Origin of the sequence: Natrialba hulunbeirensis JCM 10989 (genome assembly GCF_000337575.1) — an archaeon.
GTDB classification, from domain to species: domain Archaea; phylum Halobacteriota; class Halobacteria; order Halobacteriales; family Natrialbaceae; genus Natrialba; species Natrialba hulunbeirensis.
Genome location: NZ_AOIM01000009.1, coordinates 189,882 through 207,826, shown reverse-complemented (window position 1 = coordinate 207,826; position 17,945 = coordinate 189,882). Strand labels below are relative to the sequence as shown.

At 51.1% G+C, this 17,945-nt stretch carries 17 protein-coding genes and 2 pseudogenes; 8 read left to right on the top strand and 11 right to left on the bottom strand.

Going from position 1 to position 17,945, the window contains the following annotated elements:
- The gene (locus tag C483_RS02220; protein WP_006651714.1) at positions 1-876 is read right to left on the bottom strand and encodes a hypothetical protein; all 876 of its coding nucleotides are present in this window, start codon (positions 874-876) and stop codon (positions 1-3) included.
- Between the two features lie 190 nt (positions 877-1,066).
- Between C483_RS02220 and lrp the strand changes: the two are divergent.
- From lrp to C483_RS19300, 3 genes and pseudogenes are all read left to right on the top strand, one after another.
- A pseudogene (gene lrp / locus C483_RS20700) lies at positions 1,067-1,507 on the top strand (HTH-type transcriptional regulator Lrp); the annotation flags it as partial.
- A gap of 60 nt (positions 1,508-1,567) precedes the next feature.
- Positions 1,568-1,753, top strand: a pseudogene (locus tag C483_RS20695) (winged helix-turn-helix domain-containing protein); the annotation flags it as partial.
- Entirely contained in the window at positions 1,692-2,129 is a 438-nt protein-coding gene (locus tag C483_RS19300) for an IS630 family transposase (protein ID WP_083860378.1), read from the top strand. The pseudogene C483_RS20695 and the gene C483_RS19300, both read left to right, overlap by 62 nt.
- 193 nt (positions 2,130-2,322) lie before the next feature.
- Here C483_RS19300 and C483_RS02205 read toward each other — a convergent pair whose 3' ends face one another.
- The 4 genes from C483_RS02205 to C483_RS02190 all read right to left on the bottom strand — a co-directional run bounded on the left by C483_RS02205 (position 2,323) and on the right by C483_RS02190 (position 5,533).
- Positions 2,323-2,541: a hypothetical protein gene (locus C483_RS02205; protein ID WP_006651711.1), complete on the bottom strand. Its 219-nt coding sequence runs from the start codon at positions 2,539-2,541 to the stop codon at positions 2,323-2,325.
- An 80-nt stretch (positions 2,542-2,621) separates the two neighbouring features.
- Entirely contained in the window at positions 2,622-3,158 is a 537-nt protein-coding gene (locus C483_RS19795; protein ID WP_152419815.1) for a hypothetical protein, read from the bottom strand.
- Positions 3,159-4,202: 1,044 nt separating this feature from the next.
- Positions 4,203-5,039 (bottom strand): hypothetical protein, encoded by an 837-nt coding sequence (locus tag C483_RS19790; RefSeq protein WP_152419814.1) that lies wholly within the window; start codon positions 5,037-5,039, stop codon positions 4,203-4,205.
- Positions 5,040-5,140: 101 nt separating this feature from the next.
- Positions 5,141-5,533: a helix-hairpin-helix domain-containing protein gene (locus C483_RS02190; protein WP_006651708.1), complete on the bottom strand. Its 393-nt coding sequence runs from the start codon at positions 5,531-5,533 to the stop codon at positions 5,141-5,143.
- A gap of 256 nt (positions 5,534-5,789) precedes the next feature.
- Between C483_RS02190 and C483_RS02185 the strand changes: the two genes are divergently transcribed.
- On the top strand, positions 5,790-6,065 hold the full coding sequence (locus tag C483_RS02185) for a PadR family transcriptional regulator (protein WP_006651707.1): 276 nt from the start codon (positions 5,790-5,792) through the stop codon (positions 6,063-6,065).
- A gap of 92 nt (positions 6,066-6,157) precedes the next feature.
- The gene (locus tag C483_RS02180; protein ID WP_006651706.1) at positions 6,158-6,466 is read left to right on the top strand and encodes a hypothetical protein; all 309 of its coding nucleotides are present in this window, start codon (positions 6,158-6,160) and stop codon (positions 6,464-6,466) included.
- Between the two features lie 64 nt (positions 6,467-6,530).
- On the opposite strand, the gene C483_RS02175 is transcribed toward C483_RS02180, so the two are convergent.
- Positions 6,531-7,511: a hypothetical protein gene (locus C483_RS02175; RefSeq protein WP_006651705.1), complete on the bottom strand. Its 981-nt coding sequence runs from the start codon at positions 7,509-7,511 to the stop codon at positions 6,531-6,533.
- A 501-nt stretch (positions 7,512-8,012) separates the two neighbouring features.
- Between C483_RS02175 and C483_RS21320 the strand changes: the two genes are divergently transcribed.
- Both C483_RS21320 and C483_RS02165 read left to right on the top strand, forming a co-directional pair.
- A complete protein-coding gene (locus tag C483_RS21320; RefSeq protein ID WP_449289180.1) occupies positions 8,013-8,165 on the top strand; it encodes a DUF7837 family putative zinc-binding protein in 153 nt (50 codons plus the stop codon).
- Between the two features lie 166 nt (positions 8,166-8,331).
- On the top strand, positions 8,332-8,559 hold the full coding sequence (locus tag C483_RS02165) for a hypothetical protein (protein ID WP_006651702.1): 228 nt from the start codon (positions 8,332-8,334) through the stop codon (positions 8,557-8,559).
- A 241-nt stretch (positions 8,560-8,800) separates the two neighbouring features.
- Here C483_RS02165 and C483_RS02160 read toward each other — a convergent pair whose 3' ends face one another.
- Positions 8,801-10,756, bottom strand: a complete 1,956-nt coding sequence (locus C483_RS02160; protein WP_006651701.1) for a hypothetical protein — start codon at positions 10,754-10,756, stop codon at positions 8,801-8,803.
- Positions 10,757-11,770: 1,014 nt separating this feature from the next.
- A complete protein-coding gene (locus C483_RS19290; RefSeq protein ID WP_006651699.1) occupies positions 11,771-12,127 on the bottom strand; it encodes a winged helix-turn-helix domain-containing protein in 357 nt (118 codons plus the stop codon).
- A 456-nt stretch (positions 12,128-12,583) separates the two neighbouring features.
- Here C483_RS19290 and C483_RS02150 point away from each other — a divergent pair, with 456 nt between their 5' ends.
- A complete protein-coding gene (locus tag C483_RS02150; protein WP_049912376.1) occupies positions 12,584-14,236 on the top strand; it encodes a DUF7845 domain-containing protein in 1,653 nt (550 codons plus the stop codon).
- Positions 14,237-14,727: 491 nt separating this feature from the next.
- On the opposite strand, the gene C483_RS02145 is transcribed toward C483_RS02150, so the two are convergent.
- From C483_RS02145 to C483_RS19285, 3 genes are read right to left on the bottom strand one after another with little or no spacing between them, the layout of a single operon-like run.
- On the bottom strand, positions 14,728-15,885 hold the full coding sequence (locus C483_RS02145; protein WP_006651697.1) for a BREX system ATP-binding domain-containing protein: 1,158 nt from the start codon (positions 15,883-15,885) through the stop codon (positions 14,728-14,730).
- A complete protein-coding gene (locus C483_RS02140; RefSeq protein ID WP_049912375.1) occupies positions 15,882-16,781 on the bottom strand; it encodes a hypothetical protein in 900 nt (299 codons plus the stop codon). Before C483_RS02140 ends, C483_RS02145 begins: the two co-directional genes overlap by 4 nt.
- Entirely contained in the window at positions 16,778-17,812 is a 1,035-nt protein-coding gene (locus C483_RS19285; RefSeq protein ID WP_083860377.1) for a tRNA-guanine transglycosylase, read from the bottom strand. Before C483_RS19285 ends, C483_RS02140 begins: the two co-directional genes overlap by 4 nt.
- Between the last annotated feature and the right edge of the window lie 133 nt (positions 17,813-17,945).

Below are 17,945 nucleotides of genomic sequence, written 5' to 3'. Positions count from 1 at the left end.
CTATCCCTGCAGTGAAGAAACCCTTGTCTCCAGTTTCCCAAGTTTGCCTTCAATAGATACCCTCAGCGAGTTACTCCGCTCCTTAATCAACACCCCCAGTGGAGACTCTTCTATATCGCCTGTCTCTTCCGACCAATGTGTGACCGTTATCGTCCAGATCCTGTATTCGCCGACCCCCATCTCTTCTGTTTCCCCAATAGAAGGATGGAGTTGCTCAGTTCGCAGCCTATTAATCAACTCATTGGTGGAGGCGGCGTCAGCATAGACTTCTTTCATATCAGAATGGAACTCGCTATCAATAGTAGTGTTAATCTGGCCGCTTACAGCTGCATCCCATGCTTCTGTTGAGAACTTCTCTAACGTATAATGTGTTGCCGACTCTGGATCCTCTGACTGAAGCTTAGAGATGATCCGATAATTCCTCTCCGCGATCTCTTTATTCAGCTCTAATTCATTTTTCACCGCGTTCAAATGATCGGTCGCTTCTTGGACTCGGGCTTTCTTCTCTGCCTGGCGATCGAGCCGGAACGCCTGACTAACCCCGATCAGAGTCGCTACAAGCGTGGCTACTGCAGTGATCAGAATTTCAAAAGTATCCTTGGCATCAGAGATGTATAGGAACACCACGATCAAGGCTCCAAGCACGGTTAGAAGTGGGACCACAATCAACCGGTCATCATTCAAATAGGAATACAACGTCCCAGCGAGTACGATGCCGGAAAAAGCTGCGACATACACTGACTCAGTAAGGGTCAGTGCGATTGTTGCGATCTCCCAGCGTTCTAATCCGTAGATCGCACCCTGCAGAATACCAGCAATAACAACGCTGGAAAGAAAGGTGATCACCGACCACTTCCCTATCAGTCGTAAATCCATATTTTCCAGGTTAGCGGATATCGATGTACTGTCATCCTATGAACGTGCCTATTCCGATACAATTCTATCGGATTTCGTCGAAAGCCTGTGAAATGGCCGACGAAAATATATGGGGTCTTCAACGTTCCAAAAAAAGCCTGAAACTGGTTATTCAAAAACCCCCAATATAAGCAGTACTTCAAAATATACAATGGCGTACGAAAATCTGGACCAAGACCTCGTAAACGAACTCCTCAAAGACGGACGATCCAGCCTCCGCAGCCTTGCCGAAGAACTCGACGTCTCCGTCACAACTATTTCTAACCATCTCTCCGATCTCGAGGAAGAAGGAGTTATCCGGGGATACACACCGATCATCAACTACGACAAAGCCGGATACGATGTCACCGCCATCATGCAGATCAAAGCTGAAGGACACGCACTTCAGGAGATCACAGAGACTCTACGAGATCACGAGCAAATGATCTCGGTCTACGAGGTCACCGGCGACTACGATATCATCGCCATCGACAAATTCAAAGACACGGACGACATGAACAACGAGATCAAGCAGCTGATCACCGATCCCGGCATCAACCAGTCGAACACGAGCATTGTCCTCAACGCCGTAAGCGAGAACGAACAGTTCGAGCAATTCACCGCTGTACTCCATGAACCACCCGAAGAAGCCGGGTACGATGATCCAGCCTGGAGCACAGTTCTTGCTCAACACTATCTCATCGAAGCGTTCGATGTCGCCTTCTCCCGCCGCCACGTCCGCCGATTGATGCACAAGGGCGGGGTCTCGTCGAAGAGACCCCGGCCGGAGCCGGCCTCTGCCGACGAAGACGAACGCGAAGAGTTCAAAGAGACAGTCGAAAAAAGTAGGCCACCGTGACGAGGACGCAACGGTTGTTACGATCGATCAGACACGGAAAGCGGTTGGAGCGGATCTCTACGCAGCATGGTATCCGGTTGGCGAGAGGCCGACCGTGGGCGTGTCGGCCTCTCGCGAGGGAGTAAACCTGCTGGGAGCACTCACTGAGTACGGGGAGACGACAGTGTTAGCGTGTGGCGGATCGTTCACCGGTGAGGTGACAATCCGCTTTCTGGAGCATCTCCAAGCGGAGTTCGGCGAGAAACTGGTCGTCCTGTTGGATCAGGCGACGTACTTCACCGCTGGGGCGGTGAAGGACTTCGCCGCTGATGAACCGATCGAGTTGGTGTATTTTCCGACTGGATCGCCGGACCTGAACCCAACCGAAGAGTACTGACGGCAGTTCAAACTCACCCTCGGAAACCGCTACTTCGGGAGTTGTGCTGAGATTCGATCAGCAGTCTGGACAGCACTCGAATTGATCAGTCCACCAGGAATCTATCAATACCTCTGTCTCTGAGTATATCTCCGAATATGCACATTCACCTACCATTGTGAGCTATGAAGCAGATCCGAACCTGTGTTTGAAGTCACCATTCTTGAACAAGCTCAATATCGTCTTGTCCCATAATTTTGTAGTTTGCAGCACAGCTAAAGCACTCATAGCCCATCGGTAGCTCGTCGAGATCCCACACTGGTACCTCGCCTCCACATCCGGGACATTTGGCGAGATATTCCGGATCGTCATCGGTGAGCCCGAACACACGCCGAGCCTCGTCTAGCGTTTTTTGAAGGTCTTCTTCGTCCATTGTCACTGAATCATGATGCTGAGTACATGAGTTTTCACAGGAAGGGTCTCAATCGAGTTGGCAGGTTTCCCTCCTTGCGATTATCCCGAATCAGCCCAGAGTGAGTCATCCACAAATCGATCATATAGCGTATTATCCTGTAGAACTACTTCGAGCAAGGTACGAACTTCGCTCACTGACTGGATGAGATTGTACCGATCGACGAGTTGTTCAGCCATGTTCCGTCTGAGGGGCTGATCGGTCATAATCGATTCGCGGAGGGCCAAGCGAATGACCTGGAGATCGTTCCGCGATCGAAATCCCCACTGATGAGCACGCTGTTCAACTTGGTTGTCGTAGCTGTCGAAGCCGATGATATCATGGCATTCACGACAGAGCGTGATACCGCGGTCGGGATTTGTCGACCAGTGATGATAGTCGAGGCTCCCGTCGAAGTCAGAGACATCTTGCTTGAGACAGGAGATGTCACGTCGGCAAAGCGGGCAGGTAAGTTCCCAGTCCCAGCCGAATTTCGATGCCTTTGCACTGAGTCGGTCCGTATATTCATCGTTGCGTGGCTGGCCTTTGTAGTTGGTAATGCCTGCCCAGAGCCACTCGTTCCAGTACGCCTGTGTCATCGCAGTTAGCGTTGGCGGCTCAACCAACTCACTGTAGGCTGCGTCGACTGCGATAGCACACCAGCGCCGAAGTTCAACCTGGCAGGTCGAACAACACGTGTCGAATTGCGGGACCGTTTGTGGGAGGCCCTGTTCGTGAGTGGCAACGACATCCCCACAGTTCGGACAGAGAACGACGGTCGGTATCGTCTCGAAGATTGGAGTTTCGTCGGTTGCAGCGAGAACGTGAGCGCGATCTCCGTATGGATTGGTTTCGTGTGTCGGCTTCGAATGCTCTGGCTGTAGAGACACGAGATTTTCGGGAGATTGCTTGGATCGGCTCATTACTCGACGAGACGGTGTCCCACGTGGTTAGCACTGGGTTCGGTTTGACCCATCTTGAGCTGTTGGACTGGCTCGCGGCCAACAATGCGCCAAGTCTGATCTTCTTTGACCTCGTGGACCCGCCACATCCCAGACTCACCCTCTAGATGAAGGAATCGGAATCGGTGTCGAGATCCATCTGCACGACTGGTGAACGCGAAGGCTGCTTCCGTCTTGTTGCTGCTATCAATGCGTTTCTTCCGCTCGGGAGAATTCATTTTGTTCATAATTTCTATGAGATGGACGGACCTCACGGGCGGGTATGCCACAACTCACAAGTCCGTTCCACCCATCTCGACGGATACAAACCAATCCTCACAGCGAGCCTTACCAAAGTTCTGACGACAGATTAATCCTCTTTGTGGACGTCTTCCTCCACTTGAAAGCCGATGGGATCCCGAACGGCGACAGTTCTGGCAGAGAGTACGAGACGTATTCTATGATACCCCACAGTCAGGTACTTTTCTCGGACGTCTTCACGATCAACTTTATTGAGATATCCATCGTCTCGCTCGCAGCGTCACCTCGAATATACCGAAGGATGTGCTGCTTCATCCCTGAATTCGCATCAGAGCCATGCACACTGTTCGATAGATGTTTCACCTATACTGAACATGAGTTTCACGCGTCACTATAAATAAAGAAAGCATGCTACCAACTACTGCTGTAATTCGTAGCCACTCAGCTATTCTTGGAAAGAAGTTTGCATATCTTCATTATGAAATTACCACAATCATTGGCCTCTTCTTTAGAATGAATTGTTCTCGCCAATCTTACAATATAAGATTCATTTCCGACAAATATCTTTATTGCTGGATATGAGCCAACTTTAACATGAGTGATTTTACCGTAAGGGATCGCCCATTGCCCTTCTTTCGACAATATTCTCACGCCCCCATCCGTCACAGTCAGTGATGCTGTCACATCACCCTCAATAATTGGTTGGGTAGACCCTTGTTTTTTAACTGCAAATGACCAATCTGGAGTGATTTTTCCTTTGGAGAGAGCCATATTGAAGTGAGGTTGTTCATCAAAATTGAGGTGTGGTATAGATTCTACAAAAAAAGCCTCTCTTCCTTTTAGTCTTTCTTCTGTGACTGTTAAACTGGCAGAATACAGTGATAGCTCTTCAGCGTCTTTAGAATGGGATTTGTTTTTAGCACTTTGGACCAACAAGTCGTGGCAGACAGTCATAAAATCTTCTTCCGAATTATGGTATAACTCTTCCAAGGCATTTCGGGCAATTAATTTCGTCATCTTCCTCTCTTCTTCTTGGATAATAATAGCCCAAAGTAATTCCGAGGCGGGAGACACAAGTCCCGGCTGTCCTGCCGCTGTATCTCTTAGTGCAGCAGCAGCCCACTTTCTTGCGTCGTCATTACTAGATTTCAAAAGTGTCTTACATATGGTCATATCATCTTCGGAAATAGATTCAGGTTTGTTATAGGCTTTAAAAGCGATTTTATCACCGATTTCATCATCAGACATGTCCAAATTAAGTCTGTCGGAAATCTCCATATTAAAGATCTATCATCTGCGTGTTTAGTTCTTTATGTGTGTGAGGAACCACAAGGCAAGTGATTTCTTGAGAGTTAACAGATTTTTAAGAAATTCATAAATCACTCTCCAGCCCTATTGATCATGATTTCAATATTTTTCTCTCCTATCCCTGGGACATCGAGTAGTTCGCTATGGCCTGCTTGTTGAATATACTCAGCAGTCGTATGGCCTTGAGCTTGCAGCACTCTTGCTGTCTTTGCACCGTCGTCATCGATCCTCTCGAGATCGATCGCTTTGTACGCCGTTTCCGCGATAACTGGAGCATTCCCAACCACGCTGAAGCGGCCAGCTCCAACACTCGTCCCGAAGTCGCGACGGGTCATCAGTCGGGCGTAGTTCTCGTCGTCTTTCAGCAGGATGTGCTGACTGTCGAGATAGACGAGATGCAGTTCGTTTCCGTTTCGACTGTCTCTGTACACCTGACCTGCCTTAATCTGGTGAATAATGTTCACTCGTGGATCTGGACTGACCGGTCACTAACTTCGTGAATCAAGTCTAGCCTTGTGCGACATTCGCGCCCACGTCTTGCATGCCAATCTCAATATATCTGTGATCTGCTACAGTAGTACGTTCCCACTAGGTAATCGGGAGATCAACGGCTGCTAGGTATACTGTAACAGTCATGAGACAACAAGTATCATGCATTACCAACTTTCGGTTTTGGCCAGAAAAGAAGTCAAATACAGGTTCGTTGAAGACTCTCATAGGATGAACGACCTCACCGGGTTTCAGCGTGATCTGTTGTACGTGATCGCAGGTGCTGACCAGCCGTCTGGACAGGACATCAAGGATGAGGCTGAGGGGTACTACGAGAGTGAGATCAATCACGGTCGCCTGTATCCGAACCTGGATACGCTCGTCAACAAGGAGTTCGCCGAGAAGGGACAGCTCGATCGCCGGACGAACTACTACGCCATCACCGATGCCGGTGAGGAAGCGATCCAGGAGCGACGGGAGTGGGAGCACCAGTACGTCGATCTGTGAGACGACGCGCATTCGGTCGTAGCTGACGTTCACTGGCTCCGACGGTTGCATCGAAGAGAAGGCTTATACTGGCAGGATAGTGTCCTCGGAGTATGTCCGCTGAGACTACCGACACCCTGCCACATCTCGTTACCATCGTGGGCAGAGGCGTCCCGTCGAACTACGAAATTACCGTCGACGGCGAGATCGAACTGGTCGATGCTGATCCACTCGAGGAAGCCACGGTCGTCACGGACCACGCCGCAGAGGGCGCGGTCGATACCGGAGTGATGCGATTCCGATTTTCCGGCCAGATGGCAAACGTGCACGTCGTCGACTGGAACGGCGTCCCGGCATCGGAATCACCGAGCACACCGGAGGTCCATATCGATTACGGCCTACCTGCCCGGAACGGGAACTGATCAGCGATAGGCTCTTTCTGGGTTCCAACAGGTATCCTGCAAGAGGTTCACAGCTACAGTGACATCACTCGTGAACTTCTGCGCCGGTCCGAAAACTCGTGAGTTCGTCAATGCGTGCTTCGAGATCTTCAATCTCGTCGCGGAGGTCTTCGGCCTTCTCCCCCTCTGATGCCGCAAGTTGATCCTTGAGCCCTTGGAGGCGCGTCTCCTTGCGCTCTTCATCGACGTCGGCCTTGCGAACGTAGCTGGATTCCTCAATCTGGTAGACATCACTCTCGGACAGGTTCGTAACCTCCAACGCATCATCGACCTTGTCACGATCCACACCCAGCACGCGCTCGCGGTCAATTCCGGCCTCTTCGAGGGTTTTCAGGACATCTTCGTCATCTCGAAGCGAACGATTCGTGCGTGTCGTCCGCTGGACGGAGCCGAACGGCCCACTCACAGGGCGGTCGTGATGGAGCCGATTGAGTAGGATGTCGGCCACATCCTGCCGGAAAGCGTTCGCATTCCGCTGGACATCTGAGAGAACCGTATAGATGTTCACTAGTGCATCAGTCTCCATCTCCTCCAGCGCAGTCACATCGTGGCGCTCGAGCGCGTCAACGAGCAGGAGTGCATCAGCGTACACGTCGAGATCCGGTTCAGTGCGGTCTTGCTCGTCGGCCACAGATTCGTTTTCAGTGGTGAGTAGTTGGTTGGTGGTCGGCCCCTCCTTCTCAACGATCATTCCCTGCTCCTCGTCGATTTCGAACCGCGGGTGAAGACTCAAGACGGCGGGATACGGGTCGGCGTCGGATGGCAGCCTGTCGATTTCGAAACTGCCTGCCTCCTCAGTGATTCGGCGATAGAGGGTTTCGAATTGCTCGCGCTGGAGCGGTTGCGTGGTATCGATGTCGCGGTCAAGGAATTCGATGATGACCCGCTGCTCTTGTACATCATTCACCCGAAACCGGTTGTGCGACAGCGGCGTAATCAGCGTGGCTCCGACCGGTAGATCGTCAAGTTCGTCGAGAAGCGTATGCCACGAGACGCTGAAAGCCATACCGGAATGATGGTCGGCACGTGTCAAAGATCCACGGGTCGCAAGGGATGTGAACTGTTCCATGACTCCCGCTCGATACACGTATCATACGGGAACTTTGTGGCTGCCACCACTTTTGGTAGTGGTTGTCGAAGATATTGGCGTGAACCGCTCCCGCACCCTTGGGCTGGCGTTGCTGCTTGCGACCGGGATCCAACTCTGGACTACCACCCAGGTCAGAGGATATAATTTACAGGTTCTCTCCGCACTGGTGACAATGGGTCTTGCAGCGGCCACTGTCGTGATGCTCTTTCGGGCGCTCGACGAGGCTACTGGCAACCACTAACTCGGCATATGCCAGGGACACAACCCCTCATGTTCTGATAGCGGTGGTTTCAGTTTCACTGTGGTTGGGTCGCTTATATGTCGTTCTAGGTTCGATACTGATTGTAGAGGGGGAAGACACACCACACCCTGTCGCAGTCACACGCGCTCCCCCTTTCACACCACTTTCAGTAACTCATGTCCACGACGAATCCACCGTCTCTCGGCGCATGCCCGTTCTGCCATGCTGAGATCGCAACGACCGACGTGATCCTCGAGTACGAAACAGCAACGGGACCGGCAGTATACGCCGAGTGCCCCGAGTGCCGAGACGTCGTGAACCCACAATAACCGCCGTCCTATGCTATTTGACGATCTGAATCGGTTGCTGGCCCGGACATCCCAGACAGAAGTCGTGTACGAGTGCCGGCGCTGTGGAACCACTGTCGATAGTGATGCTGAGACCTGTCCAGCATGCGAATCAGACGCGATCGTCCAGCACCGAATCTCCTGACACATGCCGGAGGAATACGACCGGATTCTGGACGTTGTGGCGGAGAACCCGGGAGCCACCGTCGAGGAAATCACGAACCTAGCACGTGACCACGTCATCACCGATACAGATATCCTGAATCTCCTTTCAAAAGCAGAAGGCAACGACGATCTTCTCGAGTTTGACGGACGGTACTGGGTGATGCGGACAGGCAAGTATCGGTTCCATCGCTACGATCACCCGGAAACCTGACTCCTTTCCCTTTCAGGTCTGTGCACCGCCCCAGTCTTAGTCCACCGCAAGCTCCGACTCGATAGTCTGTGTGACCGCTGTTTCGAGGTCTACTGGTTGCGGCGTCTCGACAAATATCTGGGAAGAAACATGTTGCACTTTGCCATGATGAATACAGTGGATGGATCCAGCAGCAATATTCGTTTGTTTTCGCGACGGGAATAGTGAACGCTTATCGAGAACAGCGAACTTCTTTCCTTGGTTACGGAGATTGCCCAGACACAGGGAAGATATCAATAATGTGCTGATCGATAGTCCCCCACAACGTTTCCTCACCGAAACGGATCCTGTGACTAAACTCTGATTCTGCCTCTTCGCTATCTATGTCTAACTCTTGGAGTTCACTGAATGTCCCTCCATAATCTTCCTTCAGTTTATCGAGCAACTCCTCAGAAGTGCACTCTGACCCAGCTGGATACGTCCGATACTCTTCCCCCGGAAAACGCTCTGACTCTTCTGATCCCTGATCCTCACTTACATTCAATATCCCTGGAAGCACCCCTAACTCCTCGACGTGCGCAGGCTCATCCTCATCGACATCTACGCTCGAAGACTCGTCCTCCCAGACAGCAACAATGACATATGACCGCATAACCTCCTCACCACACTCCCTCAATTCAGAAAGGATCTCTTCCGCCGTCTCCGAATCCAAGTCGCAATCTGCATATTCCTCGTACACCTCCCAGTGCTTCTCCGAAATATGTTCAGGATAAGGAATACGGGTATCCGTAGCCAACCCGATACGCTTCACAAACTCGAAGAACTCGGGATTCGCCGGCTCTGGAACGTCAATAGGCTCAAAATCATCTTCCATCCGTAGCTGGTGCGTCTCATCATCATCCGGAAATACGAGCTCAACCGTTCGGATATCGTCCCTCCTCTTGATCTCAAGAAGCTCCAAGTACTGTCTGACACTGAGATCGTCAGTACTCACGTTAAAGTTGAATTGGCCCTCTCCGAACTCATGGATATCGTGTTCAGTCTGCTCCCAGACGAGCTCGACATGAATCGGGTATTCTGGTGTAGACTCCGTCTCATATTGAACTTCGAACTCAAGAGTGTCGCCGGAAAGCGACCAATCACTCGTCCACTCTATCTTCGTCTCATCAGGGATCTTCAGATCCTCAATCACCTTCGGAACAACACTCCTCGGTAAGATAATACGTGAATCAGGATTGGATATCTGGATCAAGTCATTCTCGCTCTCACCGCTGCTTCCCGTCGACTTCCAAAAACTGAGGTTTATCTCATCACCGTCCTCCAGCGTGGCTACGTCGTACGACTGAGTATACAACGTATATACATTCTCCACGATATCCAGCGATTTCTCCTCCAGAATTGAACGAGGAATAGTCAACAGATACGGTTCACCATCACTCTCAGGATCCGAATTTTTACAAAGAAACTCCACGATCGCTTCATCCAGGACCATCCGATTATCCAGCATCTCATCGTTCTCCAGTTCGAACTGGGTGTTGTTACCAACTGTAACCCGGTTTCCATGCTTAACCGCGTTATATGCCTCTCTAAAATTCAGATAGAACAGAGCAATATCTTTGAGCTTGTTCCGGGCGTTCTCAACCGAATCACTAACCAGTTCCTCCATCTCGGCTCCTTCAGGCACAACTCCCTCCTCAGTACTACGAAGAACTACGTCCTCCAGATCACCATCCGGCGGCGCATCTTCCAGGTCCTCCTCAGAAAAGCCGATCATCCCCTTCTGAACAGCCTCGTAGCCAAAAACCGAACTCAAGAGCTCGTCCGGATCATCATCGACATCATGCTCCTGGAGGTACTCGTCAAGTTCGTCCTCGATAAACGCCTCAAAGAGAGGCCGAATATCCCCACTCGAAGTGCGGATAATCTCGTTGATGAAAGAATCCTTGTCCAAGATTAGATACCTCAGATAGGAACCGAACTCCTCGATATACTGCATCGTCGCCCGGAAAAGGTCCACAACAGCGTATACCTCCGCAGTATCTCGTTGGTCCTCGGGCACCGCATCAAGCCCTGCGTTAATCGTCCCTGCTATCTTACAAATATGTGCGTATGCTATCTCTGGATTCTGACGTTCTTGAATAACAGCCTCCGGATCCTTAGATTCCGAGTCAGAAGCAAACTCGGTCCACTCGAAGAAGTTCTTCCCATCATCACTCATATGATACCGTATATATATATATGAAGAGTGAAAAAAGCTAACCTCTACACATCCCACATCATTTCTCCTGCCACTACTCACAGGCTCGTACACACAAGCCGACACATGTTTAGTCCGTATTGGCCGATTACTCTCGCCATCTGGGGTTTCACCAATGCGAAATTCGCGCCCTGTATTCATCACGCACTATCCCTCCAATTATCGGACAGGTACGCTATATTCTCTGTATTGGGCAAGAGCAAAGGTGGCCTCGACGATACTGCACTTTCCTACAGTCCCACTGGATCCAACGAAATTTCGGGCCTTACAAGGAGGGGGTGGTATCGAGGCTGGCTGTCAGTTGGTATTGTGTCTGAATCCCTGTATGGAATCGCTGGACGATTTCGGACTGGTGTTTCGGACACGCCATCGGGAGGATGGCCCCGTCCTGAACCTGAACCAAGGGATGCGGCGAATTGTACGGAGCGAGACGGCAACTGGGACACGATAATCCGCCGGCTGGTCGATGATGTAGGAGATCTGCTGTGTCTTCGGTCGTTAATCCACAAAACGAAGAGAACTGCTCGAGGTGCTCGTCACAGCTGATGACGGGGATCGTGAGCTGGTCCAAAAGGAGAAACGATACCTCTTGCTGCCCGTCAGACTGGACGGCAGACTGGCACGCATCACATCCGATCGCCGACAACGGCTGCTGGACATCTGGTGCTGCCATCGTGTATCCGCTGGTTGCCACACAGGTGAGTTTTGGGATATCTACCCTCCAAGCAACCGCCGATAAGGGCAACTTCCTCGGATCCAGTAGAGTTCTCCGACAGTTGACCAGTAGGACCAAGGCCCAACGGTTAGTCAGCGGAGAAGTCTTCGACGTATTGCTGTTCCCAGTTAGACCGAACTTCGATTTCCCGAGTTCCACATTACGTCATTGAGTAGACGTTTGTCTTTGAACAGCGAGAGTATCCCCCATTCACGGTGGGCGTGAATTGCGTCACTGGACGACACAATTTATCGATTAATTCACTGAAGAATGTCTGGCTTTTCCCATTTTGAGCGTAATGCTTGGAGTTTCTCTTCTGACTCAAGAACCACCCATTCGTAGTTTCGGAGTTCTGTTTCGATGATTTTTCCCTCTTCTGCGTCATATGCTCCCGCTAGATAGTATCTTCCCTCTGTTGTGATGGAATATATCCCTTTTTTCCCTTCTGATAAAAGACCTTGATCAGATAATTCTCGAAGACGTCGCGATATGTGTTGTTGGCTCACATGAACGTGTTCGTCGTTTGCGATTTCGGTTGCATAGCCGGTATTGTTGTCTAAAATATACTCGAGAATACGGTCGTCCCATATACTCATCCATGATCCCGATTTTCGCATGCACACATATTGAACTGCGACTACGATAAAAAGAGTGGTCTACAACAAATTGTGTGGTCCAAACCTATATGTGTAGTTGGTTAGAATGTATTGATGCCGCCGATAGTAGGCCGAAGAAGACACTCTTGGTTAGTGAAGAACGGGCCCGCTCCAACGGGCCCGAAAGGTGGCGTCATCCACCTAAGCATGACTGACGCCACTATAGGGGACGAATGTCCCCGACGAACAGACGCACCGTATATTGATACAACCACCGATGGGAGTTGCGTAGTCTGCAAATCAGAAGCAGATGGCTTCGCAGCCCCCCTCTCAGCAGCGATCTGCCGCGACTGTGCGTTGCAGAGGGGGTCAGAATGACCAACGGTCTCGAGACTCGGTGGTCACTTCCACTATTATCTGACCAGCTAAAACCGGGGGCAGTGGGGAATATCAGAGCAATTTTCATGGGGTACACCCATGAGTGAAGCCGGGGTACCGGATGACCCGGTAGAGTTCGACAAACCGACAGACACTGAGTCTGATTCTTTCCCTCGTCCCCGAGCACATGGTGCGGCAGTAATGAATCATCTCGCCGATGTCAAGAATCCCGATGCGGACCGACCTGACGACCGAGGGACACTGTATGGCCAGTCAGTAGGTTATTGGCGCAAACACGTTGGTGACGTCGACCAGGGGCCGCATGTTGTAGTCGAAGACTTCGACGCTGACTGGCTCCCACCCGGTAACTATGCACTCGTGCTTACGTCGTCACGCTGGAAGGCCGGAATAGGACTTGGTGACGACTATCGAGCGTACTTCGAACAGCACCTGATGCTCCGTGAGTGGGAACTCGATGAGGACGATGAAAAGCAGCTGCGAAAGCCACCGCTGGCGCTGCACATCGAGATTATGCCGCAATTCCACGACATGGTGTACAAAAGCGGAGACGCTCTTAAGTGTCCGTATGGCGAGGGAACGCGCCTGCTCGCCTGGACAACCTGGGCGGAAGATCCCATGGAGATCGAACGGCGGATGTACGACGCACTTCGTGCGGTCTACGGGGCCGACGCTGTCGATCTAAATTATCGCGTCGACGACGCCCGGCGTATCCTGAAAGTCGAAGCGCACATCCGGTTCAACATCGACAAGAAAGGCGCTGCCGTCGACACTCTCGAGCAGTCGAAGCAACTCATCGACTGGGGTGGCCATTCGGAGATTGAGGCACACCAGAAGCGGCAGAAAGAAGGCTGGCTCGAAGCGCTCATCGAGAGCAATCGATGGAATCTACTGGGATTTGAGCCCCAACGGTACAGCACGGAGGTGAAGATTTATCAGGCGAAGCAGTGGCACAAGAGGCCCCAGAGTGATCCGTTCCATCATCCCAAACTTGAGGCTTCGTACGCTGGGGTTGATCGTGGCAAACTCCCGCATGTCAGCGAGTGGGACGATATACTGGATCATCTACGAACGGTTGTCGCAACGCATGCCCGCTGGGCCGGTATTGAACGGTCAGACCTCGTTGAGGATGACTACTTCGACGGACCGACATCGCCATCGTGGCAATTCGAACGCCCGACAGGCCGCCGCCAGATGCTCCAACGGCGGTACGACGACGTGGCAACCGAAATCTACCGGGAAGCACTTAAAGAATCCACCACAGCTGTCTACGACATCCTTGGGGTGATCGCTGAGTACGACGGAGCTACTTATGAGGAACTCGTGCAGCGGGTAGGACTCTCGAAACCGACAGTCCGGCACCATGTCCGACGACTCGCCGAAAACGGTGTCGTCTACCGGAGTGGCAACCCTGTAATGGTATTTTTCGTCTCTGAAGCTGTTCTCGACCGAGCACGAGAAATCCTGCGTAAAGTTCAGCCGAAGGATATGGCTGAAGACTTGGATGAACGGGCTAAGGAACGCAGAGAAAACAGACAAGAAGATGCCGACAAGGTCGACGAGGAATCAGTTGCGAATAGCGACGAGAGTTCCGACGATGATACAATCGGCTTCGAGTACTTGACACGGTTGAATGCGTCCATCCACGACGTCGCTTACTTGCTTGAGTGCGAACAAATTGACGACCAAGACGTTCGGGTACGCATCGACGAACTTCCGCCACCGTTACAGTGAGTCGTCGTCGGTCCGGTTTGCCTGCTGAGTAGCTACAGTATTCCCGTTCACTCCTTTATTTCGTTGAATACCACAGCGATTACTAATTCACCTTCCAATACCTTCTTTTCTTGATGTGAATTTTACTTCCACTAGGGTGTAAACGGAGCTAGTTGCGCCAGTCTTGACCAATACACCCAGAGAAGATATTGCCGAATCCCAGCTTTCGAGGTTCGAAATTGGTGATATTATCGGTTCAGGCCATTATCGATGTTATCGGGTACCCTTACGGTAGGTGCCCCTAAGGGGGCAGGAGAATTACGCGGCGCGCAGAGCACGCGCCGCGCTGGAGAAATAATAATTCCCTGATTTGAGTGGGCTGAGGAGTTTAGCCGACTGATGAGTTGGGGTGGGACCTTGATAATTTGCCTTGTCAGGTTTGTTTAGAAGGGGTTGAATTGAAAATGTCAATGAAGTGCGTAGATTATCATGGCTTGTGATATACCGTCTCTTTAGAAAAATTCTTTCGCGAAGTCTGTAGTGATCTTTGATTGCTCCTCCTTTGCGACTTCATCAAGCATTCGACTGCAAACCGAAAGAACTTGACGAACGTTCCCTTGTGAATTTTGGAGAATTAGTTCAAGGCTGTCCTCCGTAAATGGATGAACACTATTATCATGGCTGCTCATCGTCCGTTCCCGGCCAAGATAGTTCTCAACAAGATCATAGAGATTTTCGGCTGTTAGTGGTCGGAGAGCGACCTCTTGACCAATACGCTCACTAAAAGCATGGTACTCGCTCATGACATCCTGCCAGACTTCAGGAGCACAACCAAACAACATACAGAGTCCAGAACTGTTCTGATCCATTAAGTGTCGAATGCTGTTCAACGTTGCTTGTTCGTTTTTCGGCGAAAGGCGAGCGATGCTCTCAAATTCATCAACGAAGACGAATATGCTAGTGTACCCAAGATCGAGGAGAAGATTCTTGAGCGCAGTGAACGCACGGACACCCATCGTGTCGTCGTCGAGAGCGCTATGGATCTCCATCTCCTTACGTTGCTCATAGCGGATTCCCTCGGCGGTAAGCCACTGCCAAGCGTAGAGGTTCGTGTCTTCGTAGACCATGTGGATAATCGCACGAGCGAAGTCCGAAAACTTTGTTACGTCGCTCAATCGCCTAATTGCCTCGGGGACGATCTCGGAAAGGAGGACATCACCCTCATCGATAAGAGATTTCATCGCACCCTCACTGATCGGGTTGGCATCAGTGATATCGCGTGAAACTGAAGCGAGATACTCGTAGGCGAGTTCTTGAATCCGGTTAAATCCGAGGTCGTAGGTGAACTCATGATAGATGTCGAGGAAACCTTCACCGGGCTGGGCAACGTAGCCAACGATGACGTCATTGCGGTCGCGAAGCAAGGAACGTGTGTATTTGAGGGTATGAGACTTCCCGTTTCCGTATTTCCCGGTTACCACGAGATGCTTCGATTTACCTGTTGAAAGCACCGAGGAGACCGTTGAGCTAATCCTCTCTGTGACGTGGGATTGCCCACAGTAGATTTCGGGATCTTCAGCGGGGACGGGACTATACGGGAAGGGATTTGCTTTGAGGTCGTATTGCGAGTAATCCTGCTGTTCGTCCGTGATGGTAAATTCGTCGTTCATGAGTAATCCTCCTGTGTGAAGGTGATGTCGCGATCGTGAACTGCGAGGTAGTAGTACAGTTTTCCGAATTGTTCAACACCGGTCATTACTTGCTGACTGGACTGGGAAGTCGAGACAAGACCGTCGTCGTGTGCGAGCGAAATCTGCTTGATGCCGAGTGCAGCGTTCTTTGCTCCTGTATCTAGCGGTGCGCCTGAGAGTTCGAGTTTCCCAATATTCTGCTGACAGAGCGCAAGCAGTGCCTCATTGAACGCCTCACGAGTACACCTGAGTCGCTCACACGTTACCTCTCGAAGTCGCGGGATAGAGAGATACCGCTGACGAAGGTCAACGCCGGCAGTTTGCTCAAGTTCATCGTATACATCTAATAGAATGAAGTGGAAATTGTTTGGAATCGGTGTTTGCGCTGCTGGATAATAGCTTCCAGTGAAGGCATTGCGTTGGACGCGACCGAGCCTTTCTCCCCAGTCGCCGACGACCTCAACACCAGTCTGGTTGAATGAATAGGGAGTGAATTCCTGCTCAGTCTCTAATTGCTCGAGGAGCGTGCCGAGATCGGCATGTTCTAACTCATCAACGGCATCAACAAATGCTCCATAGTGAGGGCTGCGAGTAGCAAGTATCTGGCTTACTTTTCCCCAGTTTTCTGACTGAATTGCACTTAGGAAAGTGGACCCGACATTGGTTGTCGTATAGACCGGTTCGGTGCTAGTCTCCTCTTCGGAAAGTAGATCAATTCTGACTGCTTCAAGAACGGTTTCACGAGCACGCCGATGGCTCATATCTAGATTCTCTTCAAGTTCCACTGTTTCTCTTGTTTCATTCTCACAGGCGTATGTGAGCTCAACAAGGCGACTGAGTGTAACAGGCCGAACAGTCGATCGCTCATCGCTCATGTTAACCTCCGGACTTGTTGCTTAGCGGTTTCATACGCACGCTGTGTAACATCATTGCCCTGAAAGCGCAGATCGAGATATTCCTCAATATTGCGATCCGATTCCGCAACGTAGCGGAATCGCCGAAGTTCTGTTGCAAGTGCCCAGAGGTTGTGCTGAGTAAGTGCTGTTCGGTCTTCGCGTATCTCGTCGAGACTTCGCTCCCCGCATACAGGGCAGGGACAAGGAAGGTACTCGAGGGATTCGATATTCCGAAGTTCCTCGCCACCGAAACCCGGAATGAGATAATTCCGATTTCCTGCACTACGGATGAACGCAGAGGAGTCAAAACTATCAACACCGAGATAGAGAAGAAGTGGTTGGTAGACAAGACCACCGAGTCCGTACACATGAAGGTGTTTGTCGGTTGATTGTCTGGCAGAAAGTATCAATTTAGTTACCTTCTTATAATCGGTTCGAATCGGGACCATACTCCCGAGCGCATAACCGTCGAAGTCGCCGTACTTCTCGAGGTAACGGATGTTGTTCCGGATGGTTTCCGGATCATAACCGTGAACACTTGCGAAGAGAAACCCGTCGCCGTTGTGCTGGTTGCTTGCTTCGAGAGCGTACTGTGTGCTCTGGTTGACGCGACGTTCATTCTCAGCGTCCCGATTCTCTCTTGAAAGAGGAAGATCGATTGTACCGTAGATATCTGCGTCAAGACGACGTTGTGTATCGAGTGTTTCTTCCGGGGTAGTATCCACCTCTTCAGCAGAGAAGTCAAACCCTCCGCTGTCTGCAAACACAATCGTATCTTTGGGCACCCCCATCTCTTCACGGAGAGAAGTTCCGTTCGTAAGACGCGCCCACATTGGTCTCCGATTGCGGATCGATCGGGCGTTGATCATCGCTGCTGAAAATTCTGGTATAGTGCCCGCATAAGCAGGGGTGTTGTCACTTGACCGTTTACCGAGATTACGAACTGGGAAGAGTACCGGTGTCTCTAGTTCCCCCCTGGGGAGGTTGAGTGTTCGTCGTCTGTATAACATGGCTCCCGCTCGGCTAAGCTGTCCTATTACTTAGATAATGGCCGAATAGAAATTATATATTTGTGTCTTATTCGGGTATGGATTAGCTCATTGATCCCCAATATCGCCTCAGCAACCCCGGCAAATATGCGAA